The organism is Dellaglioa sp. CoH-57-MRSF-16 (genome assembly GCF_056782055.1).
Genome location: NZ_JBXAXZ010000007.1, coordinates 38,554 through 62,421 on the forward strand (window position 1 = coordinate 38,554; position 23,868 = coordinate 62,421).

Consider the following 23,868-nt stretch of genomic DNA (forward strand, 5'->3'; position numbering starts at 1 on the left):
ACGTGGCTAAAACAGTAGCAAACGTCGTTAAATTACAAATTCCAGCAGGGAAAGCAACTCCTGCTCCACCGGTTGGTCCTGCATTAGGACAAGCTGGTATTAATATCATGGGCTTTACAAAGGAATTCAATGCACGTACAGCTGACCAAGCTGGTATGTTAATTCCCGTTGTAATTAGTGTTTACGAAGATCGTTCATTCGATTTCGTTACAAAAACACCACCCGCAGCAGTTCTTTTAAAGAAAGCTGCAGGCGTTGAAAGTGGTTCTGGCGAACCTAACACTAAAAAAGTTGCAACAGTAACTAGTGCTCAAGTTCAACAAATCGCTGAAACTAAAATGCAAGATCTAAACGCTTCAGGTGTTGAATCTGCAATGCGCATGATCGAAGGAACTGCACGAAGCATGGGATTCGTTGTAGAAGGTTAATTCCTAACTACAAACACGCTTCTCGGTCGGATACTCTATGAAAATAGATGTATCAAGTGGGAGGTTTATCCGTTAGACCACATATTGCAAGGAGGAAAATTCAAGATGGCTAAAAAAGGTAAAAATTATCAAGACGCTTTAAAACAAGTTGAAGAAGGTAAAAACTATTCAATTACTGATGCAATCGCATTAGCTAAGAAAATGGACTTTGCTAAGTTTGACGCTACAATTGAACTTGCTTACAACTTAAACTTAGATACAAAACAAGCAGACCAACAATTACGTGGGGCTGTTGTACTTCCAAATGGTACTGGTAAAGACCAAACTGTTGTTGTATTCGCTAAAGGCGATAAAGCTAAAGCTGCACTTGCAGCCGGCGCTGACGTTGTTGGTGATGATGACTTGGTTGAACGTATTTCTGGTGGCTGGTTAGATTTTGATGTTGCTATTGCAACACCAGATATGATGGCCCAAGTTGGACGTTTAGGCCGTGTCTTAGGACCTAAAGGTTTAATGCCTAATCCTAAAACAGGTACTGTTACAATGGACGTTGAAAAAGCAGTTTCAGAATCTAAAGCCGGCAAGGTAACTTACCGTACTGATAGAGATGGAAATGTTCATGTTCCAATTGGTAAAGTATCATTTGATGATGCAGCATTAATTGGTAACTTTGATGTTATCAACGATGTTATTGTTAAAGCTCGCCCATCATCAGTTAAGGGTGGCTATATCAAACATTTATCTGTTGCTACAACATTTGGTCCAAGCTTAAACTTGGCTCAAAACTAATATTAGATAATTAAATTTCTTTAGTTGACCCATATATCTAACTGTGTTAAATTTATGGAAGTCAATTAATTTATGATTCTACCGAAGACTCAGGTGGCGCAAGCCTTAATTTACCTGCCGAGGAGTGAAGTATTACTCTCTCTGTGTCTTGGTGGACACGGAGTTTTTTTATTGTAAAAAAGCTCTGACACGACTACAGGAGGTGAATCAATTATGAGTAAAGAATTTATCGCACAAAAAGCATTAATTGTGGATGAAGTAACTGAAAAATTCAATAACGCTGCATCTGCAGTTGTTGTGGATTACCGTGGTTTAACGGTTGAACAAGTGACTGCATTACGTAAGGAATTACGCGAAGCAGGCGTTGAAATGAAAGTTATCAAAAACAAGATTTTAGTACGTGCTGCTGAAAAAGCAGGGTATGAAGGTATGGAAGAAGTATTTTCTGGACCTACTGCAGTCGCATTTTCTAGCGAAGATGTTGTTGCACCTGCACGTATTATGGCTAATTTTGCTAAGACTGCTGAAGCACTTAGCATTAAAGGTGGTGTCATTGAAGGTAAAGTTGCAACGTTAGAAGAAATTAACGCTCTTGCTACATTACCTAGTCGTGATGGCTTACTTTCAATGTTACTTTCAGTATTACAAGCACCTGTTCGCAACGTTGCTTATGCAATTAACGCTGTTGCAGAAAGTAAAGACGAAGAACCTGCTGCTTAATACTTAGCATCTATGATCGGTACCTAAAGGTACACACAAAATCGTACACATAAAATGGAGGATACACACATGTCATTAGATACAGAAAAAATCATTGCTGATTTAAAAGAAGCAAGCATTTTAGATTTAAACGACTTAGTTAAAGCAATCGAAGAAGAATTCGGTGTTTCAGCTGCTGCTCCTGTAGCTGCTGCTGGCGCTGGTGCTGGCGAAGCTGCTGCTGAAAAATCAGAATTTACTGTTGAATTAACAGAAGCTGGCGACCAAAAAGTTAAAGCTATCAAAGCCGTTCGCGAAATTACAGGTTTAGGCCTTAAAGACGCTAAAGGTTTAGTTGATAACATTCCATCAGTTATCAAAGAAGGTATTTCTAAAGACGAAGCTGAAGCAATGAAAGCTTCTTTAGAAGAAGTTGGCGCAGTAGTTACTCTCAAATAATAATATTTTTATTTTTGAATAATTTTAAGCACGATGATTTCCAATTTATTGGAAATCATCGTGCTATTTTTTTGCAAAATGTTTGGTTATGTTAATAAATCGTGGTAAGGTATTTAAATAAACATATATCTGAAAAAATATTGAATAAAATGGACAAAATGTAGAGGGGGTAAGCTATAAACGAACATAATTAGAAGCGTCTATTTAAAGGATAGCGATAACTATTCCAATATTAGCGTTTGAAATCTCTTTAAAATTAGAAATTCGTCGAATTATTAATTAATGTTAAACTTTTTCTATATACATCATTAGTTATTTATTAATGTCCACAGTTTGGCATGATCACCAGCGCTTATTTAAAATTAGTTAGTATGTAGATAAAAGAGTTAATTTAGAAATAGTAACTAGATCGAAGCAAATTATTTTTATGGTGATGTTAGTTATTTTATACCAAATTTTACATAGACTACATTAATTTTATTAACGATATAGACTTTATTGTGAAATGAAGGTTACGTAGAACAAAAGAAAAAATAGTATTATATATTCCGGGGGGAGTATAAGTAACAAAAAATAAATCGGGGGATTCAAAAAATGAAAAAAATAATTAGTACGTGTAATGAATTTATTAAAAAAAGATTAACAGCAATTAAGCTTTTATTTGTTTTATCAGTTTTAATTTTTGTTATTATCCAAGTTGGACAAATATTTAAGGATATAAATGGTGAACAAGTTCAGCAAAGTTTTGAATCACAGTCAGTAAAATCCATTATATTAATGTTGGTAATTGGATTTATTGCTGTCCTTCCGATGATGATTTATGATTTTGTCATGGTTAAATTTTTACCAGAAAAGTATTCTTGGCGATACATTCTTCAAAGCGGTTGGATAACGAATACAATGACTAACATAGCAGGATTTGGTGGCCTACTAGGTGCATCACTTAGAGCTAATTTTTATAGTAAAAATGCGTCTAAAAAACAGGTGCTATTTGCTATATCAAAAATAGCATTATTTTTAGTTGCGGGTCTATCACTATATTGTTGGGTTTCTTTATTCATGATTTTTGGATTAAATATTGGACCACAATTCGGACAGTATTGGGTCTGGTTGTTATTAGGTGGCCTATATTTTCCAATTGTTTTTATTATTACAAAGACAAGAGATTCAGAATTTTTTGCAGATTTAACATTAGGTCGTGAACTAACGTTAATACTTGGCTCTTCCTTAGAATGGGGATCTGCTGGTTTATTTTTCATTTATATCGGATTTATGATGAATGTTGATACATCTAATTTAGTTGCTGTCTTCCCGTTATTTATTATCGCATCAATTATCGGTGTTATTTCAATGATTCCGGGTGGGTTAGGTTCTTTTGATGTCTTTATGATTTTAGGGTTACAAACATTAGGTGTACAGGATAGCACAGCTGTTATCTGGTTATTGTTTTATCGATTATTTTATTATATATTCCCATTCTTAGTGGGGGTATTATTATTCGTTAAAGATTCAGGACATCGTCTTAATGAGTACTTAAATGGACTACCAGTTATCTTACTCAGTAGAGTAGCACATTTTATACTTGTGTTATTTTTCTATATGACAGGTATCATCTTATTACTTGCTTCAACGGTTCCAGAATTTACATTTACTAATCCAATTATTAATTACTTATATCCTTATACCTTTTATTTCATTCATCAAATGAGTAATATTATACTTGCATTCTTAATGATTGGGATTGGTCGAGGTATTGAATCTAAAGTTAAACGTGTCTATTGGCCAATGATTATCTTTGTTGTCGTGGGTATTGCTAATACATTGTGGCATGATTTCTCAGTAACAATACTTATTTTCTTAACTATCATTCTCATTTGTGCACTATTATCTAAACCAATATTTTATCGTGAAAGATTTGAATATTCATGGGGCCGTTTATTAATTGATGGAAGTATATTTGCTGGAACATTCATTTTATACACAATCGTAGGATTCTATAACATGCCAGAATTCCACTTTAAGGGTAAAGTTCCAGATGTATTCTTATTTCCTTCAGAAAAGATATGGCTATCAGGATTCCTAGGTTTACTTTCTGCAGTTGTGGTGTTATGGATTGCATTTACGTACTTATCTGGTAAGGATAAACGATTTGGTAAGCAAGATTTTCCAGCAGATCGTGTTAAAAATGTAATTGATACTTATGGTGGTAATGAAGTCAGTCATCTTTCATTTTTAAAGGATAAAAATGTTTATTTCTATCAAAATGATGGACAGGACGAAGTATTTTTCCTTTATCAAAAAAAATCGAATAAATTAGTGGTTATGGGTGAACCTGTTGGTAATCATGAGTTTATTCGTGAAGCAATTAATCAATTTATTGTTGACGCAGATATTGAAGGATTAGAATTAGTTTTTTATGAAGTTGATGCGAAGTTAACAATGATGTTACATGAAGTTGGATTTGATTTCATTAAAACGGGTGAAGAAGGTTTTGTTAGAGTAGCTGAATTTGAATTGGCTGGTAAAAAAAGACGTTCTGAACGTGCTTTAATGAATAAATTTGAACGAGAAAACTATACATTTGCAATGATCGAGCCCCCTTATTCAAAGGAAACTATTCAAGAATTGAAAAAAATATCTGATAGTTGGCTGAATGGACAAGCTGAAAAAGGATTTTCTTTAGGATTTTTCGATGAATATTATCTTAATCAAGCGCCTATTGCTATTATTAATGATTCTGAGGGACATAAGGTTGCCTTTGCGACAATGATGCCAACCGGAAATAATAGGGTCTTATCGATTGATTTGATGAGATATAGTAGAGAAGAAGCGCCATCTGGTATTATGGATAAAATCTTTATTAGCCTTTTTCAACAAGCAAAAGAAGGCGGCTATGAATTATTCGATATGGGTATGGCACCATTGTCGAATGTAGGTGAATCTAAATTTAGTTTTGCGGAAGAAAAAATAGCTCATTTAATTTATGAATATGGGTATCATTTTTATGGTTTCCAGGGACTAAAGAAGTATAAAAATAAATATGTAACTAAATGGCAGCCAAAATATATTTCATTTAGGAAACGTAGTTCGATTGCCTTTACGTTATTACAGATTTTAGCAGTTGTAAATCAAAAAAAATCAGTAGATAAAAAGGATAGAATGCCTAGCCCTATAATGAAGTTTTTAATAAAGAATATTAGATAATATAGTATATTAAAAGGGTAGAGATATATATTATTTGAGACACCAAGACATAATTCCGGTAAAATATCGGAATTATGTCTTTTAATTTGCAAGAAATACGTTTGTTATGAAGCAAAAGAAACTCTAAATGTAGTGAACAAATAGTTAATTTAACGTACTTTTAGTCTGGAAACTGCGTATGATGATTGCTTTCTTACTCGATTATTTAGATATAAAAATGCCTCACAATTACTAGACTTATGTCTAATAATTGTGAGGCATTTCATTAATTAGTATTATCTTTTTTTAAACATATTTTTGATAGAGATTAATAAAAATGGCATATAGAGTAACCATAAATTTAAACGTTGCCACAAACCACGATAAGGAATTTTAAATTGTGAATCTGGCATAATTCTTGGATAAACAAATAAAAATTGAATTCCTAGTGAAATAATAAAGGCAACTAATAAAAGGGTTGTAATTAGTTTTTTACCTTGCTTTTGATAGAGTTTTAATAAAAAAAACATACTAATCAAAAGAGCGGTGTCGCCAATGCCTGACGAATAATTGTGGATCATACCCGTAATGCTTTGTGTATTTGATGTGAGTGCACGATCGAAAATTCCTGTTAAAAGACAATCGGTCATACTAAAAATAATTAACATAGCGGTAAACCAGCTGGCTAATTTTTTTGACGTACCTTTAAAATATTCATAGAAAGCTGGTGCTGAAAGTAAGAAAAGAAGTCCATTTATAACTTCCCAAACTTTAAATGCCATATGAGTTGGAACGCCAACTTCCCCAAAATCACTAATTAAATTAGTGAATTGCAAATAACCAGGTACAAATGGTGCTAATGCTAAAGGCAAAATCCACTCACTTATAACGGCAAGTGCCATTAAATAAAAACCATATTTCTTTAAAAAATTCATTATAGATCCCCAATTCTAATTATTTATATGATAATTTTATTATAACTTATTTAAGTAATAGTTGTTTACGAAAAGGCTAATTAAAAATGACACTTCTTAATTATAATTAAGATAATACCAAGATATATCGATTTAGATAGCCTTATTTTAGATATAATGATAAAGTGTTAACTAGTTTATGAACAATATTTTTGATATAATGGAAGTTAAGAAATTACAACAAATTGAAAGTAGGGTGTTACCTTGGATTCTGGTCCGGAAAATTATTTAGTGAATGTAATTGTTATTATCGCAATATTACTTTTGTCTGTGTTATTTACACTGACTGAGTATGCGTTGGTTCGTGTCCGTATTAGTGCATTGAAAGATATGTATGGGAAAAAGCCGCTTAAAAATATTAAGCGGGCTATTCATATGACGGAGAACCTAACGGAGTATCTGTCAACGGCCCAAGTTGGAATCACTTCAACTAGTTTGATTTTAGGTTGGATTGGTGAAAAAACAATAGCAGATGCGATTATACAATCAAATATATTACCCGCGGCTATGGCAAATGCTATTGCATCGGTTGCTGCAATTCTTATTTTTACTGTTATTCATGCTGTTTTTACTGATTTAGTACCTAAAAATATTGCAATTGCAGATCCATTGCCAGTATTATTATTTATTGTCCGTCCTATTATGTTTTTCCATATTGTGTTATACCCATTAATTTGGATTTTAGATCGTTCAGCAAATTGGATTACGCATTTGTTAGGTTATGAAGTTGAAAATGAAGAAGATATTTATTCGCAAACTGAAATTCTCTCATTATCTCGATTATCCGCAAATGCTGGTGAACTTGATGAAGAAGATTTAACATTCATGCGACGAGCATTTGATATGAATGATAAAGTGGCAGAAGATATCATGATTGACCGAACATCGATGGTTGCAGTAGACGTAGACGATTCAATTAGAAACGTTGTTAATTTATATTGGAGAACTAGATATTCAAGGTTCCCAGTTATTGCTAACAATGATAAAGATAAAGTTATCGGGTACGTTTATAGTTATGATTTATTGCGACAGGAAAAAATTGATAAGACAAATTTGATTTCAACAATTATGCGTGATATTCCGGCCGTTCAAGAAAATGCTGAAGTTCATAGTATTATGGATGTTATGGTATCTAAGAGAACACCAATCGTTATCGTCGTTAATGAGTATGGTGGGACTTCAGGGATTGTTACAGATAAAGATATCTATGAAGAATTATTTGGTGTTGTTAGAGAAGAATTTGATGATACGAATGACGATAATATAGTAGATATGGGAAACAATAAATTTAAAGTTTCAGGTAAAGTGACATTATATGATTTTGAAAGATATTTTGATACAACGCTTAAAGAAACGGAAGAAAGTGAAGCGGTGACGCTTACTGGATTTGTGCTTAATAATGACTCAAAATTTCGAGCTAATGATGAAATGAAAATTGCTAATTTTAATATTAAGGCATTGGACTATGAAAATGCTTATATTTCAGAATTTGAAGTAACTGTTTTACCAACAGATAAAAGAGTGATTAACAAAGTGAACGCTTAAAAAAATAGTATTTAGGGTTAGTTTTTAATTAGCTCTAAATGCTATTTTTTTTACTACATTACTGGTAAGGATTATAGCTTGCCAATTGGTAAAAGTAGTAACCATATTAATTTGAATCAAACGACTATTTCGAATTATTTAAAATGGTCACAATATCTGGTAGGAGGAGACAATTATGAAAAATAAAAGGAATATCAGCGCCATCTTATTTGGATTTGTTCCAATGATTATGGGAGTAGTTTTGTATCACAAATTACCCAATAAAATTCCGATTCACTGGAATATAGGTGGTAATATTGATCAGTATGGTGATAAAAATCTAGTTATTATTGGGTTCCCATTATTGATGATTTTAATCAATGTGGTGATAATGGTAATAGATAACACTAATCGTCAAAATAAGAAACTAGATACAGCTTTAATTTGGATTACGCCAATCTTATCAATACTTTTAGCAACAATGATATTTGCTACCGCGTTGGGACATCAGGTTAATATTATTAGCAGTGTTGCACTGATAGTGGGAACATTGCTGATCATCTTAGGAAACTATGCGCCTAAAACGGTTCCTAATAAATATACCAACTTTAGGATGAAGAAAATAACGCAGGATTCTAGTCATCGTGAGAAATTAAATCGTTTATCAGGTGTATGGATGGTCATTATAGGAATATTGATACTTTGTGCGGGAATAGTGGGAATGTTACTGTAATTGTAAAGTTAAAACTGTTAAATAAAAAATCCTTACTATCAGTTTTTAGGCTGATAGTAAGGATTTTTTTCTAACGTTTAGGACGACGTTTCATTTGGCCGCTTTCACCAATTTCATAATCTGAATCATCCATTGATTCCACACTACCAAGTAAGTAGCCATTACCAACTTGAGAGAAGAAATCATGATTAGATGTTGATGTTGAAATTCCGTTCATGACAACAGGATTAACATCAGAAGCTGTATCAGGGAACAAAGGATCTTGGCCTAAATTCATTAGAGCTTTGTTGGCATTGTAACGTAAGAAGGTTAAAACTTCTTCAGTCCAACCAACTTCATCATAAAGTTCATGGGTATATTTTTCTTCGTTTTCATATAATTCAAACAGAAGGTCATACATCCAGGTCTTCATTTTACCTTGTTCTTCTTCAGAAAGTTCGTTGAATCCTAATTGGAATTTATAGCCAATGAAGGTACCATGAACAGATTCATCACGTAAAATTAATTTAATAATTTCAGCAACGTTTGCCAGTTTGTTATGGCCTAAATAGTAAAGTGGCGTATAGAAACCAGAGTAGAATAAGAACGTTTCAAGAAAAACAGAAGCAACTTTTTTCTCCAATGGTGACCCGTTTTGGTAAATACCATTAATACGTTGTGCTTTTTTTTGTAAAAATTCGTTTTTGTCTGTCCATTCGAAAATTTCAGTAATCTCTGAAGCTGTATTCAACGTTGAAAAAATTGATGAATAACTTTTAGCATGAACCGATTCCATAAATTGAATATTATTTAAAACAGCTTCTTCGTGGGCAGTCCGTGTATCATGACGCAACGCTTCCATCCCATCTTGTGATTGCACCGTATCCAACAATGTTAGCCCACCAAAATCATGACCAACTAATGTTTTTTCTGCAGGACTCAGTGTACGCCAATCATCTAAATCATTTGAAAGGGGGATACGTGTATCTAACCAAAATTGTTCTGTTAGTTTTTCCCAAGTTGCTTTATCAACTTGATCTTCAACTTCGTTCCAATTAATTGCTTTGTAACTATCATTATTCATTTAACTTTCCTCCGTTACAGTTTAGATAACACAACTCTCACAAGCGTTTGCGCCAACTTCTTCTTGATCATCAGTAAAGGTTCTGATGTAGTAAATTGACTTAATACCTTTATTATACGCATAATTACGCAAAATGTTTAAGTCACGTGTTGTCATTTTATCTGTCCGACCATTTTTCCATTCGTAGAGGCCTTCAGGAATCGTTGAACGCATGAATAAAGTTAAACTAAGTGATTGATCGATATGTTCCTGTGCAGCAGCGTAAACGTCAATAACTTTACGCATATCCATGTCGTATGCAGAAGTATAGTATGGAATCGTGTCATTTGAAAGGTAAGGAGCTGGATAGTAAATCTTTCCAATTTTCTTTTCTTGACGCTCTTCGATTCGGTTAATAATTGGGTGAAGACTGGCAGTAGTATCGTTAATATATGAAATAGAGCCATTAGGTGCAACAGCCAATCTATTTTGATGATAAAGACCGTCAGTTTGAATATTAGCTTTCAAAGTCGCCCAATCTTCTTGATTAGGGATGTCGATGCCATCAAATAAGGCAGCAACTTTATCAGAAGTAGGGCCCCAATCTTCGTTAAGATACTTATCAAAGTAGGTACCAGTTGCATAAGTACTTTTTTCAAAGTTATGGAATGTTTCATTTTTTTCTTTAGCGATAGCATTTGATGATTTTAATGAGTAATAGTTAAGCATCATAAAATAAACACTAGTGAAATCGATTGAGTCTTCTGAACCATAATGCATATGGTTTTTAGCGAAGTAGGCATGTAAGCCCATTGCACCTAAACCGATGGTATGCGCTAAGTTATTTCCATGTTGAATAGGAGGCACAACATCAATATCTGAACTATCAGTTACAAAAGTTAAAGCGCGAACCATTGAATCAACTGAACGGCCAAAATCTGGAGAAGCCATCATATTAACAATGTTAGTTGAGCCTAAGTTACATGAAATATCAGTCCCCATAACATCGTAGCCTTGTGCATTATTCACAGTTGATGGTGTCTGAACCTGCATGATTTCTGAACAAAGATTACTCATAATGATTTTACCATCAATTGGGTTTGCGCGATTTGCTGTATCAACATTGACAATATAAGGATAGCCTGACTCTTGTTGCAGCTTAGAAATTTCAGTTTCTAATTCGCGGGCAAGAATCGTTTTTTTACTAATATTTTTATTGGCAACCATATTGTCATATTCTTTTGTGATATCAACATAGGAATAAGGGACTCCATATTCTCTTTCAACACCGTAGGGATCGAAAAGATACATCGTTGCATTATCTTTAATGAGTTCGTAAAATTTATCAGGTACAGTGATGCCTAGTGATAAAGTTTTAACACGGATTTTTTCATCAGCATTTTCTTTTTTAGCTGACAGGAAAGCAACAATATCTGGATGGAAGACGTCTAAATAGACAACTCCAGCACCTTGACGCTGTCCTAGTTGGTTAGAATATGAAAAACTATCTTCTAATAATTTCATAACGGGTAGAACACCAGAAGCAGCGCCCTCAATCCCTTTAATTGGTGCACCTGCGCCACGTAAATTACTGAGCGTAATACCAACACCACCACCAATTCGAGATAATTGAAGTGCTGAGTTAATGCCACGTCCAATACCATTCATATCATCAGTAATTTGAATTAGGAAGCAAGAAACTAATTCTCCACGACGTTTACGACCGGCATTTAAGAAACTAGGTGTAGCAGGTTGGTAACGTTGATGAATCATTTCGTCAGCTAAATTCATAGCTAGTTCTGTATTACCATCAGCAAAGTAAAGAACGTTCATTGCAACACGATCAATATAATTTTCAAGGTAATAGGCATTATTATCAGTTTTAAGTGCGTATTGAGCATAAAATTTGTAGGCAGCCATAAATGTACCGAAATGGAATTTTTGAGCTGCTAAATAAGCGTAGAGCTCCTCTATAAATGAGAAGTCATATTTATTATAAAAATCAGTTTCAATATAGTTGTTGTCAATTAAATAATCAAAACGTGCTTTTAATGAATCAAATTGCATTGTATTTTCAGCAACATTTTCTTTCAAAAAGGCGGTTAAGGCTTCTTGATCTTTTTGAAGTGGGATTTGACCGTCTACGGGAATATTAATTTCATTATTTAAATCATAATAAGTGACTTTATCACTATTTAACGTTTTTAATGTCAATTTCATCAACTACTTTCTTCATATTGATTACATCTTCTTCAGTGCCATTGAATTCAAATTCATATAATAATGGGACGTGATAGTCGGTTGCGATATCTTTGGCTGTAAAAATAAAAAGTTGGGCGAAGTTGCGGTTCCCACCGCCAACAACACCCAGTATATTTTCTCTATTTGATTGATATTCAATAAAGTCGTTGACCGATTCAGTGAGCCCAATTTCATAAGTTGGAACAATTAAAATATAGGGTTCATTTAATTCAATAAGCGGGTTTGTTGGATCGATTTCAAATGAAGGATAGCCAATTTTATTGATGAAGCGTCGTGTTTGTCCAGTAATGCTAAAGAAAACAATTTTCATTAGACTGCCAACTTTTTAAGCATATCAGGACGAAATCCTGCGATTGTATCGAATCCAGTAGCTTCTATAACAGGAACAGCTTGGAAACCTTGGCCTTTCAAGTAATCGATTGCGTTATCGTCTTCGGAAATGTTACGTTCATCAAAGTCGACGTTGTTTTCTTCTAAAAAACGTTTTGTCATTTTGCATTGGATGCAGTTGTTTTTTGTAAATACAGTAACTTTTTTCATTATATAAATTCCCCTTTGTTGTTTTGTTTAATAAGATAAGTATACAACACATAATCCAAAAATCAATTGAAAAAAACACTACATTTAGTGTGATTTTAAGTTGCATCACACAAGATGTAGTGTTCAAGGTCTTGGATTGTTTATATTAAATTTTGATTGCGAAAATTCGATTTTCTCCGTATTATAGAAACTATTGAGAAAGTAGGTAAAAATATGACGAATTATTATTTTTCGAAAAATCCAGATGTTATTCATGATGAAAAAGAATGGACATTTAAACTGTTGAACAACGAGTTTAAGTTTACCACAGATAATGGTGTATTTTCAAAAAAAACAGTCGATTTTGGTTCAAGAGTTTTATTAAATGCAGTTGAGCAACAAAAAATAATTCCGGGAAATATTTTAGATGTTGGATGTGGATACGGTCCAATAGGACTTGCTATAGCCAAGAATCAACCAGAACGAAAAATAGACATGACAGATGTAAACGAATTAGCATTAGAATTAGCAAAGAAGAACGCGGTAATCAATAAAATTAATAATATAGAAGTTTTTGAATCTGCCGCATACAGTCATGTAAAAAAGACAGATTATGCTGCAATTCTTACAAACCCGCCTATTAGAGCAGGCAAAGAGGTCGTTCATGAAATTTTAAGTGGCGCATTCGACCATTTAAAAGTTGGCGGACAATTGTTTGCTGTATTACAAAAGAAACAAGGGGCAAGTTCGGCTCAAAAGAGAATGACTGAAGTTTTTGGTAATTGTGACATTATTTTAAAAGATAAAGGTTACTATATTTTAATGAGTGTGAAGTAAATGGTAGAAAAATTAACTGAAGAACAAAAAGAATTTTTTATGCGCGAAGCTTTATATGAAGCAAGAAATGCAAAAATTATTGGTGAAGTACCAATTGGCTGTGTTGTTGTACAAAATGGTGAGATTATTGGACGAGGCCATAATATTCGTGAACACGTGCAAGATGCAACCCTTCACGCTGAAATTTTAGCCATCCAAGAAGCCTGTGCTACGATTCATAGCTGGCGTCTTGTAGATGCGCAATTATTCGTAACACTAGAACCATGCCCAATGTGTAGTGGTGCGATTATCAATTCAAGAATCCCCGAAGTTTACTTTGGTGCATTTGATCCTAAAGCAGGAACTGCAGGCAGCATTGGGAACTTATTAACGGATGAACGATTTAATCATCAAGCAAAAGTAGAATCTGGATTATTATTAGATGAAGCCAAAGACCTACTCCAATCATTCTTTAGAGAAGTTCGTCGTAAAAGAAAAGAAAAAAAGCAATCATAAAGGTAGCTTTTTGTTGGAATTTAATGTATTATAATAATTGCCGCAAGGCCTTAAGGCAATAGTGTGCTTACGAATTGTGTCAGATCCGGAAGGAAGCAGCACTAAGTTTGATTCACTTTGTGCCTTAAGTAATTATGATTATTTAAGACTCTTAGTCAGAAATGGCTGAGAGATTTTTTTATTTAAAAAGCTATTTATAGATTTTGAAAGGAGAGATTGTGATGAGTTACCAAGCTTTATACCGTGTCTGGCGTCCACAAAAATTTAGTGATTTAGTTGGACAAAACATGATTACGCAGACGTTGAAAAATGCAATTATGACACAACAAACAAGTCATGCATACATTTTTAATGGTCCACGTGGAACAGGTAAAACGTCCGCAGCTAAAATTTTTGCTAAGGCAGTTAATTGTCACTTCCAGGAAAATGGCGAACCATGTAACAAATGTGAGACATGTATCGCTATTACGAATGGTCAATTAAACGATGTTATCGAAATTGATGCCGCTTCTAATAATGGGGTTGAAGAAATTCGTGATATCCGTGACAAAGTAAAGTATGCACCCACACAAGCTGATTTTAAAATCTATATTATTGATGAAGTTCATATGCTATCTACGGGTGCTTTTAATGCACTCTTGAAGACGCTTGAAGAACCACCTGAAAATGTTATTTTTATTCTTGCTACAACGGAACCACATAAGATTCCAGCAACCATTATTTCTAGAACTCAGAAATTTGATTTCAAGCGTATTACGCCAGCTGACAGTTATGAACGAATGGTTTATATTTTGTCTGAAAAAGGAATTGAATATGAAGAACCAGCGCTTAAAGTTATCGCTAAAGCAGCTGAAGGTGGAATGCGGGATGCTTTGAGTATTTTAGATCAGGTCATTTCATTCGGTGATAACAAGGTGACTTTGGATAATGCTTTGTTAGTAACCGGTAGTGTAACACAGGATAAAATACAGAATTACGTCACGGAAGTTAGTCAAAAAGCGACTACTGAGGCATTAGAAACGATACAAGCAATTATAGACGAAGGTAAAGATTCAACTAGATTAATCGAAGATTTAATTGCCTATAGTCGTGATTTACTATTATATCAGCAAGCACCAGCACTTATTAATCAACTAGAATTAGGGATGGTTAATGATGATTTTAAAAACTTATCACAGACTATTTCTGCTGATTTCTTATACCAAATGATAAATGTTTTAAATGAAATTCAACAACAAATGCGATTTACAACACATCCAGATGTTTATTTAGAAGTATTAACAATTCGATTATCACAATTTAATACCTCTGATACGATTGCGGAGACGACTCAATCAGAATTAAGTTCAGATGCATCTAAACAAATTAATAATTTAACTAAAACAGTTGAAGACTTGAAAAAGCAAATAATTGATTTAAGTCAGAATGATAATCAACCGCAAGTGGCAGTAATAGCTAAGCCTAAAAAAGTTGCCTCTACTCAAAAAAAAGCAACATTAAATTTATCTCAAATTTATCCTATTTTAGATCACGCAACAAAAGAAAGTTTGGTACAATTAAAACAGGTTTGGCCAGAGTTGTTGCATCAACTTTCAGTTACACAACGTGCGATTATGCAAGCTAGTGAACCGGTTGCGGCTAGTCCTGACAGTGTACTTGTTAGTTTTAATTACGAATTCTTGTCTGTCAAAGCTTCAAGTGATACAGAGTTACTCGATGCTTTAGGTAATGGGTTAGATCGATTATTACATCATGTCCCTAAGGTGGTCTGTATTACAGCAGAGCAATGGCCAGAAGTCCGAAAATCTTACATTAAACAAAATGAGCACGAGGGAACTGAAACAATTATTGAGCCAGAACCTGAAGTAGTAGAACCAATTGTTTCAAAAGCTGAAGAAATTTTTGGAACAGAAAATATAGAAATTAAACAGGATTAGAAAGGAAGTAATTAATAATGATGCGTGGAAATGGTAATATGCAAGGTATGATGAAACAAATGCAAAAATTACAAAAAGATATGACAAAAGACCAAGAGGCTTTGAATGCAACTGAATTTGTTGGCGAAGCTTCAAATGATTTAGTTAAGGTAACCTTTACAGGGGACAAAAAAATGACTGATATCATGATTAAAGAAGAAGCAGTCGATCCTGATGATGTTGATATGTTACAAGATTTAATTATTATGGCTGTTAATGATGCTATGACAAAAATTGAAAAAACAACAACTGATAAATTGGGTAAATATTCTCAAGGGATGCCTGGACTATAAACTTAAAATTAAAGAAGGCTAAAGAAAATGCAATATCCTGAACCTATCGCAAAATTGATTGAAAGTTATATGAAATTACCAGGTATTGGTGGTAAAACTGCTACAAGATTAGCTTTTTTTACAATTGATATGGATGAAGATGATGTCACCGATTTTGCTAAATCACTAATATCTGCCAAACGAGACCTACATTATTGTAGTATCTGTGGCAATATTACTGAAGAAGATCCTTGTCAGATTTGTTCTGATTCATCACGTGATCAAACCAAAGTTATTGTTGTAGAAGAACCTAAAGATGTGATGTCTTTAGAAAAAATGAAAGAGTATCACGGCTTGTATCACGTGCTTCATGGTGTATTATCACCAATTGAAGGTAAAGGGCCGGAAGATATTAATATCACAAGTTTATTAACACGTCTTCAATCGCATCCCGATATGCAGGAAGTTATTATTGCGACAAATGCAACGCCAGAAGGTGAAGCAACGTCAATGTATTTATCGAGATTGATTAAACCGGCTGGAATTAAAGTGACAAGATTAGCCCATGGACTATCTGTAGGTAGCGATATTGAGTACGCAGATGAAATGACGTTGTTTAAAGCGATTGAAGGACGTACTGAAATATAGAAATGAGCTGACGGTGTAATGTTTAATAAAAAAACAAAACTTAAATTACGTAAAGAGTATGACGCTAAGTTGCTAGAGTCAATTGATCTCGCTAAAATAGCATGGGATCAAGCCAAACAAACTGAAGAGGCCATTTACGAAGTTGATGAAGAATTAATTAATGAAACACAGATGGCAAGAAAAAGATATTTCTTTCTCTATAATGAAGCGCGTGTTCGTTCAGTTAAAGGGCATATGCAGGCTTCAGTAATCACACATTAAATTAGAAAGAACGTTGAGACAATTCGCCTAACTTGTCTTGGCGTTTTTTTGTGAAATGCTGATTAGATTTATTAAATAAGAGATAGTATACTAATAGTAGGTTTATCTTATGGACAGGTTTTTAAGATTCAAGTACAATAATAATAAGTATTGGGGTCGTTAATGTGACTGGAAAATTTATAACGATTGAAGGACCAGATGGGTCCGGCAAAACGAGTGCCTTAAAAGGTATTATAAAAAAGATACAAAATAACTTGGTAAAAGAATTAGTTATAACACGTGAACCAGGTGGAAGTCCGATATCTGAAGCCATTCGTGAAGTTGTCTTAAATCAAGATTATCCAGAGATGGATAAACGAACTGAAGCATTATTGTTTGCAGCATCAAGACGTCAGCATATCGCAGAAATAATTTTCCCAGCACTTAAGGAAGATAAAATTGTAATATGTGATCGTTATGTTGATAGTTCAATTGCTTACCAAGGTGCTGGTAGAGATATCGGAACGCAAGCGGTTGCTGATATGAACCTATTTGCAACAAATGGAACAGAACCTGATTTAACTTTATACTTTGACGTACCATCAGAAATTGGATTAAAACGAATTTTTGAGCATCGTCAAAATGAAATAAATCGTTTAGATGATGAAAAGTTAGAGTTCCATCAAAAAGTACGCAAAGCATACCAACAATTAGCAGTGAAAAATCCAGAACGTATTATAACCATTAATGCGGCGCAACCTTTGGAAAAAGTAATTGACGATTGTATTGACGTTCTGAAGAAAAAATTACCCGAGTCTTTTAAATAAATGAAATGAGGGAATTCAAATGAAATTAATTACAGCGATTGTTCAAGATAAAGATAGTAACCGATTAAGCAATATATTTATAGATTCAAATGTCCGTGCAACAAAACTATCAACAACTGGTGGTTTTTTAAAGTCTGGTAATACAACCTTTTTAATTGGTATTGAAGATGAACGTGTTGATGAGGTATTACAAATCATTAAAGAGACATCATCAACGCGTGAACAATTTATGGCCCCCCCTGTTAACTTAGATGTTTCAATGGATGCACAAGTACCATTTCCATTAGAAGTTCAGGTTGGTGGTGCAACAGTATTTGTCTTACCAGTAGAAGAGTTTCATCAATTTTAGGAGTAAATAGTAATGACAGAATTAGCTGATGAAACCAGTAATATTAAAATTCAAGAATTACAGCCAAAATTAATTGAACATTTTGAAAAATTGATAATAACAAATAAGTTAGCCCATGCTTATCTATTTTCCGGACCAGAAGGTATTGGTAAGGTTGAACTAGCACAATGGATTGCAATGCGACTCTTTTGTACTGCTGACGAGGATCAAAAGCCTTGCGGTGTATGTGGTGAATGTCAACGAATTCTATCAGGTAATCACCCTGATATCGTGAGTGTTAAGCCTGAAGGCCAGTCAATTAAAGTTGATCAAATTCGATTTTTGAAATCAGAATTTTCAAAAAGTGGTGTTGAAGGTAGCCAAAAGATTTTTATAATTGAAAAAGCTGAGAGTATGACAGCTAGTGCTGCGAACAGTTTACTTAAATTTTTAGAAGAGCCTGTTGGAAATGTGAAAGCTTTCTTATTAACAGAAAATAAAAATCAAATTTTGCCAACTATTCAATCACGGTGCCAACTGGTTAATTTTGTCGCACTCTCTCAAGAAAAATTGATTCAAAATTTATTAAATCAAGGTATCTTGAAAGATCAGGCTCAGTTACTTGTTCATGTAACTGAGAGTACAAGCCATGCTGTAGCATTAGCACAAGATGAGAATTTTACTGAAATGACAAATCAAGTTTGGAATTGGTTCAGTAAATTATTGAAAAATGATGCTGAAAGTTTCATTTTGGTACAAACAAAACTAGTGCCACTCGCAAAAGAAAAACAACAACAGGCATTGATGGTTGATTTAATGGTACTGTTAGCGCGTGATTGTTTACTTGTCCGTTATAATCGTAAGGAACAAGTGAGTTTTTCTAATCGTTTAACTGAAATTGATAAAATAACTCAAATGATTAGTGATAAAAAGTTAGTTGCTATATTAGATGGTTGTTTACAAATTAAAACGATGCTCCAAATAAATATGACATTTCAAAGTGCAATTGAAGTAACAACGTTAAAATTAATAGATTTATAAAATATGAAATGAAGGTGATTTTGTGGATAAGCGTCAACTATATGATAATTTTATAGCTATCGAGGAAGAAATGAAAAAAATGTTATCGAGTTTTGAAACAATAAAATCTGATATGACTGGTGTTCTTGAAAATAACGCTGAATTGGAGATTGAAAACCAACATTTGAGAGAACGATTAAGTGAAATAGAACGACAAACGTCTAAGAATTTTAATGAATCTTCCGATGCAAATCTGTCAAAATCACGTCAAAACTTAGAAAAATTATATGATCAAGGTTTTCATATTTGTAATATTGAAGGGATGTACGGATCACGTCGAGTCGATGATGAACCTTGTGCTTTCTGTTTAGATTTAATTTATGGGGAGCGCGAAGTATGAGTGAAATAGCAGCACAAAGCAGTTTTCAAGGTAAAGGGACAACTGGGTCATTATATTTAGTACCGACACCAATTGGTAATTTATCTGATATGACGTTTAGAGCGATTGATATTTTAAAAGAGGTTGACTATATAGCAGCCGAAGATACACGAAACACACAAAAATTATTAAATCATTTTGAAATTGAAACAAGTCAATTGAGTTTTCATGAACATAATACGCAAGAACGTATTCCGCAATTTGTTGATAAAATATTGGCTGGTCAATCAATCGCACAAGTAAGTGATGCAGGAATGCCATCAATTAGTGATCCTGGGCATGATCTTGTTAAAGCATGTATTGAAGCTAAGATTCCAGTTGTGCCACTTCCTGGGGCAAATGCCGGGATCACTGCATTAATAGCTTCTGGATTAGCGCCACAACCGTTCTTATTCTATGGTTTTTTATCGCGAAAACCTAAGAGTCAAAAAGAAGAATTAGCTGAGTTGAAAAATCAAACAATGACGCTTATTTTTTATGAAGCACCACATCGCTTGAAAAAAACATTAACACAAATAGCTGCTAGCCTTGGTGGTCAGCGTAAAGTTGTACTATGCCGAGAATTAACTAAACGTTATGAAGAATTCTTGCGTGGAACACTGGATGATGCTATCAAATGGGCTGGCACTGAGCAAGTCCGTGGAGAATTTTGTGTAATTGTTGAGGGAAATGATTCGCCAGAAGCAACGGAAGTTGATCATCTGGCTAATATGTCAATTGAAGAACAAGTTGATTATTTGATTGAAACAGGTATGAAAACTAATGATGCGATAAAAGAGATTGCTAAGAAACAAGAGATGAAAAAACAAGAAGTTTATAATCTGTATCATCAGATTTAAGGAGTGAACATATTGGCAGATAATAAATTTAGTGAGCTACATCGTGCGGTTTACTATGAAGGCGATAAAAGTGGGCGTGTGACAGTAGCAATGCTAATTAACATGATTATTTTGGTTTCAACAGACCAAAGTGATAGCTTAGGAATTACTGAAAAAGATTTAACAAATTTGGGCTTTGGTTGGGTTATTACACAATATCTTATTGATATTTCGAGAATACCACATATTGATGAGAATTTAACATTAACTACTGAGGCTGTTTCGTACAATCGTTTCTTCTGTTACCGAGATTTCTGGGTTCATGATGAAGCAGGTAATGAGTGTGCACATATTCATGCTGTATTTGTTTTAATGGATCATAAAACACGTAAAATGACTCGTGTATTGCCAGAAGTTATTGAACCTTTTGGTGCTGAATATACACGAAGAATTGAGCGTTTGGAGAAACCAGTTGGTATCATGAAAGAAGATACAATAGCTGCTAAAAAATCATATGACGTTCGATTCTTTGATATTGATCCAAATCAACATGTAAACAATTCAAAATATTTTGATTGGTTATTAGATTCATTGTCAGAAGACTTTTTAATGTCACATGATTTGAAACATATGAATATTAAATATGAAAAAGAAATTCACTATGGTCATAAGATAGATAGTATCGTTGTTATTGATAACTTAACGACACATCACCAGATTAAAATTGGTGATGATGTTTATTGTGAAGCTGACTGTGAGTGGACGAAACGTTAGAATAAAAAATGCTCTGAGTAACTGGAAGTCTATCCAGTTACTCAGAGCATTTTTTATATTTTTATGATAAAGCATCTGCGACATAAATCGAGAGTTCTTCTTTTTCAAGACCAGCACTTAATCCAACCAATAGTTTGATTCTTGCTTTTTGACCATTTAAGCCACGACAGAAGATGCCGCCCATTTTTTTCAATTGAACGCCACCACCTTCATAGTCGTAAACATCTTGTGCCACGCCATTAAAGCAACGTGAAACAATTACAACTGGAATATCGCGATCAATTAATTTTTGAAGATTAGCTAAAACTTGTGGGGGAAGATTTCCTGCACCAAGAGCTTCAATGACAATACCGTTCGTTTGGTCATTATTAAGAAAACCAAGTAAATCAGCATCCATTCCAGCATAAGCCTTAATTAAATAAACATGATCAACAACTTTGTCGATTGCTAAGCAAGTCTGGCTTAGCAATTCGGCAAAAAAGGTCACGTTATCTTTAGCGATACTACCAATTGGGCCAAACGTTGGTGTTCTAAAAGTTGCGACATTTGTTGTATGTGTTTTTGTTACATAGCGTGCTGTATGAATTTCATCATTCATAACAACTAAGACACCTTTATCAACTGCATCATCACTTGCTGCAGTTAAGATGGCTGTTTGAAAATTGTGTAAGCCATCTGAGCCTATTTCATTTGCGGAACGCATAGCACCTGTTAAAACGACAGGTAGATGGTTCGGTAATGTAAGATCTAAAAAATAAGCAGTTTCTTCTAATGTATCCGTACCGTGAGTAATAACAATACCATCAATCGCTTCCGCGGATGCACGCATAATTCTTTTTTGAATAATTAGCATCTCTATGGGGCCAATATGTGGGGATGGTAAGTTAAAAATATTTTCAGTGATTAAATCGAAACGATCACCAAATGGATTTTCAACTTGGTTTAAAGGGTTTTCTGCACCAGGTGCAACTGCGCCTGTTTCTTGATTTTCAGACATGGCGATTGTACCACCAGTGTGTAAAATTAATATTTTTTTCATATTTTCCTCCTTGCTGACACTTAGATTATACATATTATATTGTACTTTGACTATGAATTTGTTACTGTATATGAACAGATAAGGTGGTTATGAGAATGAAAGAAAAACAATTAAGTAAGAATGAGTATTTATTTATTAGCTCAATGTTATTCGGTTTATTTTTTGGCGCGGGAAATTTAATTTTTCCAGTCTTTGTAGGTCAACAATCCGGACAAAACCTGTGGATAGGTAATTTAGGCTTTCTAATTGCTGGTGTTGGGTTACCTTTTTTAGGTGTAATTGCTATTGGATTGTCTAAAAGTAGGGGAGTTTTCGATTTAGCCTCTAAGGTTAATCGAACGTATGGCATAATTTTCACAATGTTGCTCTACCTAACTATTGGACCGCTATTTGCAGGTCCAAGATCAGCAACTATTCCGTTTGAAATTGGAATTGCACCACATATTAAAGCCAGCCAACATTCAGTATGGCTATTATTATTTTCAATTTTATTCTTCACAATAGTTTGGCTTTTGGCAGTTAAACCAACCAAGATATTAGTCTATGTTGGTAAGTATTTAAATCCCATATTTTTATGTGCGTTGGCTATTTTATTGTTATTTGTATTTATTAAGCCAATGGGTAATTTTTCAGATTTCCCCGCAACAAGTTCTTACAAGAATGGTGCTTTTATGTCTGCTTTTGGGCAAGGATATTACACTATGGATGCACTCGCTGGTTTGGCTTTTGGTATTATCATTGTGGATACAATTAAAGATTTAGGTATTACGAATCCTAAATCAATTACTAAAGGGATTATCTATTCTGGTAGTATCAGTGTTATTTTGATGGGAATCATCTATACATGCTTGGCCTATCTTGGGGCAACGAGTCTGGGTGTATTTCCACATTCTGGTAATGGTGGTGCTATTTTAGCTCAAGTTGCTCAACGTTATTTTGGACAATTCGGAAGTTTCTTTCTTGCTGCAATTATTGTTGTTGCTTGTATTAAAACGGCAATTGGCGTGACTAGCGCATGTGCTAAAACATGTGTTGAAATTATTGGTCATGGTAGCTATAAATTGTATTTAACACTTGGTTGTGTGATTAGTTGTTTAATTGCCAACGTTGGGTTAGATCAATTAATTACATTATCAACACCAGTTTTGATGTTGCTTTACCCACTTGCTATTGTATTGATGATTGCTGCCTGTTTAGAACCTACTTTAAATAAGTATGACTTAAAAGTCAGCATTATCTACAAATGGTTAACCGTTTTAACGCTTTTTAGTGCCATTTTTGATGGACTAAACGCGATGCCAATTTCAATTAAAAATTTAGCTTTTGCTAAAAATATGTTAGCATTTGCAAATCATTATTTACCACTGTTTAATATTGGCTTAAGTTGGATAGTTCCTGCTGCGTTAGGATTACTTATGGGACTAATTTTTATGATTCGTGAAAAGAAAATAAATTAAAAAGAAACATGAAGTGAACCCCAAAAGTTGGAGTAAATATTAAGCGATCATCTGGTCGGTATGTTTTCGATATTCAATCGGAGACA

26 protein-coding genes, 1 other RNA gene and 1 other annotated feature are annotated in these 23,868 nt (G+C 33.9%); of the genes, 21 read left to right on the plus strand and 6 right to left on the minus strand.

What is annotated here, in order from left to right:
- Positions 1 to 2 precede the first annotated feature (2 nt).
- From rplK to mprF, 5 genes are all read left to right on the plus strand, one after another.
- The gene (rplK, locus tag AC1RPH_RS06940; RefSeq protein ID WP_409021537.1) at positions 3 to 428 is read left to right on the plus strand and encodes a 50S ribosomal protein L11; all 426 of its coding nucleotides are present in this window, start codon (positions 3 to 5) and stop codon (positions 426 to 428) included.
- A 105-nt stretch (positions 429 to 533) separates the two neighbouring features.
- The gene (rplA, locus tag AC1RPH_RS06945) at positions 534 to 1,217 is read left to right on the plus strand and encodes a 50S ribosomal protein L1 (RefSeq protein ID WP_409021536.1); all 684 of its coding nucleotides are present in this window, start codon (positions 534 to 536) and stop codon (positions 1,215 to 1,217) included.
- 63 nt (positions 1,218 to 1,280) lie between these two features.
- Positions 1,281 to 1,396: a sequence feature (ribosomal protein L10 leader region), on the plus strand.
- A gap of 34 nt (positions 1,397 to 1,430) precedes the next feature.
- Positions 1,431 to 1,937 (plus strand): 50S ribosomal protein L10, encoded by a 507-nt coding sequence (gene rplJ, locus AC1RPH_RS06950; protein WP_481761895.1) that lies wholly within the window; start codon positions 1,431 to 1,433, stop codon positions 1,935 to 1,937.
- 69 nt (positions 1,938 to 2,006) lie between these two features.
- The gene (rplL, locus tag AC1RPH_RS06955; protein ID WP_409021534.1) at positions 2,007 to 2,375 is read left to right on the plus strand and encodes a 50S ribosomal protein L7/L12; all 369 of its coding nucleotides are present in this window, start codon (positions 2,007 to 2,009) and stop codon (positions 2,373 to 2,375) included.
- 594 nt (positions 2,376 to 2,969) lie between these two features.
- Positions 2,970 to 5,579 (plus strand): bifunctional lysylphosphatidylglycerol flippase/synthetase MprF, encoded by a 2,610-nt coding sequence (mprF, locus tag AC1RPH_RS06960; protein ID WP_481761896.1) that lies wholly within the window; start codon positions 2,970 to 2,972, stop codon positions 5,577 to 5,579.
- Positions 5,580 to 5,854: 275 nt separating this feature from the next.
- Here mprF and AC1RPH_RS06965 read toward each other — a convergent pair whose 3' ends face one another.
- Positions 5,855 to 6,493 carry a DUF998 domain-containing protein gene (locus AC1RPH_RS06965; protein WP_481761897.1) on the minus strand — a complete coding sequence of 213 codons (639 nt, stop codon included), beginning with the start codon at positions 6,491 to 6,493 and terminating at the stop codon, positions 5,855 to 5,857.
- A gap of 243 nt (positions 6,494 to 6,736) precedes the next feature.
- On the opposite strand from AC1RPH_RS06965, the gene AC1RPH_RS06970 reads away from it, so the two are divergent.
- Both AC1RPH_RS06970 and AC1RPH_RS06975 read left to right on the plus strand, forming a co-directional pair.
- The gene (locus AC1RPH_RS06970; protein ID WP_481761898.1) at positions 6,737 to 8,077 is read left to right on the plus strand and encodes a hemolysin family protein; all 1,341 of its coding nucleotides are present in this window, start codon (positions 6,737 to 6,739) and stop codon (positions 8,075 to 8,077) included.
- Positions 8,078 to 8,252: 175 nt separating this feature from the next.
- On the plus strand, positions 8,253 to 8,789 hold the full coding sequence (locus tag AC1RPH_RS06975; RefSeq protein WP_481761899.1) for a DUF1648 domain-containing protein: 537 nt from the start codon (positions 8,253 to 8,255) through the stop codon (positions 8,787 to 8,789).
- A 70-nt stretch (positions 8,790 to 8,859) separates the two neighbouring features.
- On the opposite strand, the gene nrdF is transcribed toward AC1RPH_RS06975, so the two are convergent.
- Genes nrdF through nrdH form a run of 4 tightly spaced genes read right to left on the minus strand, consistent with a single transcriptional unit; the run spans position 8,860 to position 12,633 of the window.
- Positions 8,860 to 9,852 (minus strand): class 1b ribonucleoside-diphosphate reductase subunit beta, encoded by a 993-nt coding sequence (gene nrdF / locus AC1RPH_RS06980; protein ID WP_409021529.1) that lies wholly within the window; start codon positions 9,850 to 9,852, stop codon positions 8,860 to 8,862.
- Between the two features lie 21 nt (positions 9,853 to 9,873).
- Positions 9,874 to 12,051: a class 1b ribonucleoside-diphosphate reductase subunit alpha gene (gene nrdE, locus AC1RPH_RS06985; protein WP_481761900.1), complete on the minus strand. Its 2,178-nt coding sequence runs from the start codon at positions 12,049 to 12,051 to the stop codon at positions 9,874 to 9,876.
- Complete coding sequence (nrdI, locus tag AC1RPH_RS06990; RefSeq protein WP_481761901.1) at positions 12,023 to 12,403, minus strand: class Ib ribonucleoside-diphosphate reductase assembly flavoprotein NrdI; 381 nt, start codon at positions 12,401 to 12,403, stop codon at positions 12,023 to 12,025. The genes nrdE and nrdI overlap by 29 nt, the downstream gene beginning before the upstream one ends.
- Positions 12,403 to 12,633, minus strand: coding sequence for a glutaredoxin-like protein NrdH (nrdH, locus tag AC1RPH_RS06995; RefSeq protein WP_481761902.1), 231 nt, complete (start codon positions 12,631 to 12,633; stop codon positions 12,403 to 12,405). The genes nrdI and nrdH overlap by 1 nt, the downstream gene beginning before the upstream one ends.
- 213 nt (positions 12,634 to 12,846) lie before the next feature.
- On the opposite strand from nrdH, the gene AC1RPH_RS07000 reads away from it, so the two are divergent.
- The 13 genes from AC1RPH_RS07000 to AC1RPH_RS07060 all read left to right on the plus strand — a co-directional run bounded on the left by AC1RPH_RS07000 (position 12,847) and on the right by AC1RPH_RS07060 (position 21,286).
- Positions 12,847 to 13,449 carry a class I SAM-dependent methyltransferase gene (locus AC1RPH_RS07000; protein WP_481761903.1) on the plus strand — a complete coding sequence of 201 codons (603 nt, stop codon included), beginning with the start codon at positions 12,847 to 12,849 and terminating at the stop codon, positions 13,447 to 13,449.
- Entirely contained in the window at positions 13,450 to 13,944 is a 495-nt protein-coding gene (tadA, locus tag AC1RPH_RS07005) for a tRNA adenosine(34) deaminase TadA (RefSeq protein WP_409021525.1), read from the plus strand.
- A gap of 47 nt (positions 13,945 to 13,991) precedes the next feature.
- Positions 13,992 to 14,078: signal recognition particle sRNA small type (ffs, locus tag AC1RPH_RS07010), an RNA gene on the plus strand.
- An 87-nt stretch (positions 14,079 to 14,165) separates the two neighbouring features.
- Positions 14,166 to 15,881 (plus strand): DNA polymerase III subunit gamma/tau, encoded by a 1,716-nt coding sequence (gene dnaX, locus AC1RPH_RS07015; protein ID WP_481761904.1) that lies wholly within the window; start codon positions 14,166 to 14,168, stop codon positions 15,879 to 15,881.
- Between the two features lie 17 nt (positions 15,882 to 15,898).
- Positions 15,899 to 16,213, plus strand: a complete 315-nt coding sequence (locus AC1RPH_RS07020; RefSeq protein ID WP_409021523.1) for a YbaB/EbfC family nucleoid-associated protein — start codon at positions 15,899 to 15,901, stop codon at positions 16,211 to 16,213.
- 27 nt (positions 16,214 to 16,240) lie between these two features.
- A complete protein-coding gene (recR, locus tag AC1RPH_RS07025) occupies positions 16,241 to 16,840 on the plus strand; it encodes a recombination mediator RecR (RefSeq protein WP_409021522.1) in 600 nt (199 codons plus the stop codon).
- An 18-nt stretch (positions 16,841 to 16,858) separates the two neighbouring features.
- Positions 16,859 to 17,101: a YaaL family protein gene (locus AC1RPH_RS07030; protein ID WP_481761905.1), complete on the plus strand. Its 243-nt coding sequence runs from the start codon at positions 16,859 to 16,861 to the stop codon at positions 17,099 to 17,101.
- Between the two features lie 164 nt (positions 17,102 to 17,265).
- On the plus strand, positions 17,266 to 17,907 hold the full coding sequence (tmk, locus tag AC1RPH_RS07035) for a dTMP kinase (protein ID WP_481761906.1): 642 nt from the start codon (positions 17,266 to 17,268) through the stop codon (positions 17,905 to 17,907).
- 19 nt (positions 17,908 to 17,926) lie between these two features.
- On the plus strand, positions 17,927 to 18,256 hold the full coding sequence (locus AC1RPH_RS07040; RefSeq protein WP_409021519.1) for a cyclic-di-AMP receptor: 330 nt from the start codon (positions 17,927 to 17,929) through the stop codon (positions 18,254 to 18,256).
- 12 nt (positions 18,257 to 18,268) lie between these two features.
- Positions 18,269 to 19,276, plus strand: a complete 1,008-nt coding sequence (gene holB, locus AC1RPH_RS07045) for a DNA polymerase III subunit delta' (RefSeq protein WP_481761907.1) — start codon at positions 18,269 to 18,271, stop codon at positions 19,274 to 19,276.
- Positions 19,277 to 19,298: 22 nt separating this feature from the next.
- Positions 19,299 to 19,655, plus strand: coding sequence for a DNA replication initiation control protein YabA (locus AC1RPH_RS07050; RefSeq protein ID WP_481761908.1), 357 nt, complete (start codon positions 19,299 to 19,301; stop codon positions 19,653 to 19,655).
- Complete coding sequence (gene rsmI, locus AC1RPH_RS07055) at positions 19,652 to 20,533, plus strand: 16S rRNA (cytidine(1402)-2'-O)-methyltransferase (RefSeq protein ID WP_481761909.1); 882 nt, start codon at positions 19,652 to 19,654, stop codon at positions 20,531 to 20,533. The genes AC1RPH_RS07050 and rsmI overlap by 4 nt, the downstream gene beginning before the upstream one ends.
- Positions 20,534 to 20,545: 12 nt before the next feature.
- Positions 20,546 to 21,286 carry an acyl-[acyl-carrier-protein] thioesterase gene (locus tag AC1RPH_RS07060; protein WP_481761910.1) on the plus strand — a complete coding sequence of 247 codons (741 nt, stop codon included), beginning with the start codon at positions 20,546 to 20,548 and terminating at the stop codon, positions 21,284 to 21,286.
- A gap of 61 nt (positions 21,287 to 21,347) precedes the next feature.
- On the opposite strand, the gene AC1RPH_RS07065 is transcribed toward AC1RPH_RS07060, so the two are convergent.
- On the minus strand, positions 21,348 to 22,325 hold the full coding sequence (locus tag AC1RPH_RS07065; protein WP_481761911.1) for an asparaginase: 978 nt from the start codon (positions 22,323 to 22,325) through the stop codon (positions 21,348 to 21,350).
- Positions 22,326 to 22,420: 95 nt separating this feature from the next.
- Here AC1RPH_RS07065 and brnQ point away from each other — a divergent pair, with 95 nt between their 5' ends.
- Positions 22,421 to 23,782: a branched-chain amino acid transport system II carrier protein gene (brnQ, locus tag AC1RPH_RS07070; RefSeq protein ID WP_481761912.1), complete on the plus strand. Its 1,362-nt coding sequence runs from the start codon at positions 22,421 to 22,423 to the stop codon at positions 23,780 to 23,782.
- Positions 23,783 to 23,868: the final 86 nt, after the last annotated feature.

What these genes read in the sequence shown, in the direction of transcription:
- rplJ (WP_481761895.1), top strand. Translation starts at nt 1,431, where the DNA reads ATGAGTAAAGAATTTATCGCACAAAAAGCATTAATTGTGGATGAAGTA.
- nrdF (WP_409021529.1), bottom strand. Translation starts at nt 9,852, where the DNA reads ATGAATAATGATAGTTACAAAGCAATTAATTGGAACGAAGTTGAAGAT.
- AC1RPH_RS07040 (WP_409021519.1), top strand. Translation starts at nt 17,927, where the DNA reads ATGAAATTAATTACAGCGATTGTTCAAGATAAAGATAGTAACCGATTA.
- recR (WP_409021522.1), top strand. Translation starts at nt 16,241, where the DNA reads ATGCAATATCCTGAACCTATCGCAAAATTGATTGAAAGTTATATGAAA.
- nrdH (WP_481761902.1), bottom strand. Translation starts at nt 12,633, where the DNA reads ATGAAAAAAGTTACTGTATTTACAAAAAACAACTGCATCCAATGCAAA.
- rplA (WP_409021536.1), top strand. Translation starts at nt 534, where the DNA reads ATGGCTAAAAAAGGTAAAAATTATCAAGACGCTTTAAAACAAGTTGAA.
- brnQ (WP_481761912.1), top strand. Translation starts at nt 22,421, where the DNA reads ATGAAAGAAAAACAATTAAGTAAGAATGAGTATTTATTTATTAGCTCA.
- holB (WP_481761907.1), top strand. Translation starts at nt 18,269, where the DNA reads ATGACAGAATTAGCTGATGAAACCAGTAATATTAAAATTCAAGAATTA.
- nrdI (WP_481761901.1), bottom strand. Translation starts at nt 12,403, where the DNA reads ATGAAAATTGTTTTCTTTAGCATTACTGGACAAACACGACGCTTCATC.
- rplL (WP_409021534.1), top strand. Translation starts at nt 2,007, where the DNA reads ATGTCATTAGATACAGAAAAAATCATTGCTGATTTAAAAGAAGCAAGC.
- rsmI (WP_481761909.1), top strand. Translation starts at nt 19,652, where the DNA reads ATGAGTGAAATAGCAGCACAAAGCAGTTTTCAAGGTAAAGGGACAACT.
- AC1RPH_RS07030 (WP_481761905.1), top strand. Translation starts at nt 16,859, where the DNA reads ATGTTTAATAAAAAAACAAAACTTAAATTACGTAAAGAGTATGACGCT.
- AC1RPH_RS06965 (WP_481761897.1), bottom strand. Translation starts at nt 6,493, where the DNA reads ATGAATTTTTTAAAGAAATATGGTTTTTATTTAATGGCACTTGCCGTT.
- dnaX (WP_481761904.1), top strand. Translation starts at nt 14,166, where the DNA reads ATGAGTTACCAAGCTTTATACCGTGTCTGGCGTCCACAAAAATTTAGT.
- mprF (WP_481761896.1), top strand. Translation starts at nt 2,970, where the DNA reads ATGAAAAAAATAATTAGTACGTGTAATGAATTTATTAAAAAAAGATTA.
- nrdE (WP_481761900.1), bottom strand. Translation starts at nt 12,051, where the DNA reads ATGAAATTGACATTAAAAACGTTAAATAGTGATAAAGTCACTTATTAT.
- AC1RPH_RS06975 (WP_481761899.1), top strand. Translation starts at nt 8,253, where the DNA reads ATGAAAAATAAAAGGAATATCAGCGCCATCTTATTTGGATTTGTTCCA.
- tadA (WP_409021525.1), top strand. Translation starts at nt 13,450, where the DNA reads ATGGTAGAAAAATTAACTGAAGAACAAAAAGAATTTTTTATGCGCGAA.
- AC1RPH_RS07000 (WP_481761903.1), top strand. Translation starts at nt 12,847, where the DNA reads ATGACGAATTATTATTTTTCGAAAAATCCAGATGTTATTCATGATGAA.
- AC1RPH_RS07020 (WP_409021523.1), top strand. Translation starts at nt 15,899, where the DNA reads ATGATGCGTGGAAATGGTAATATGCAAGGTATGATGAAACAAATGCAA.
- AC1RPH_RS07065 (WP_481761911.1), bottom strand. Translation starts at nt 22,325, where the DNA reads ATGAAAAAAATATTAATTTTACACACTGGTGGTACAATCGCCATGTCT.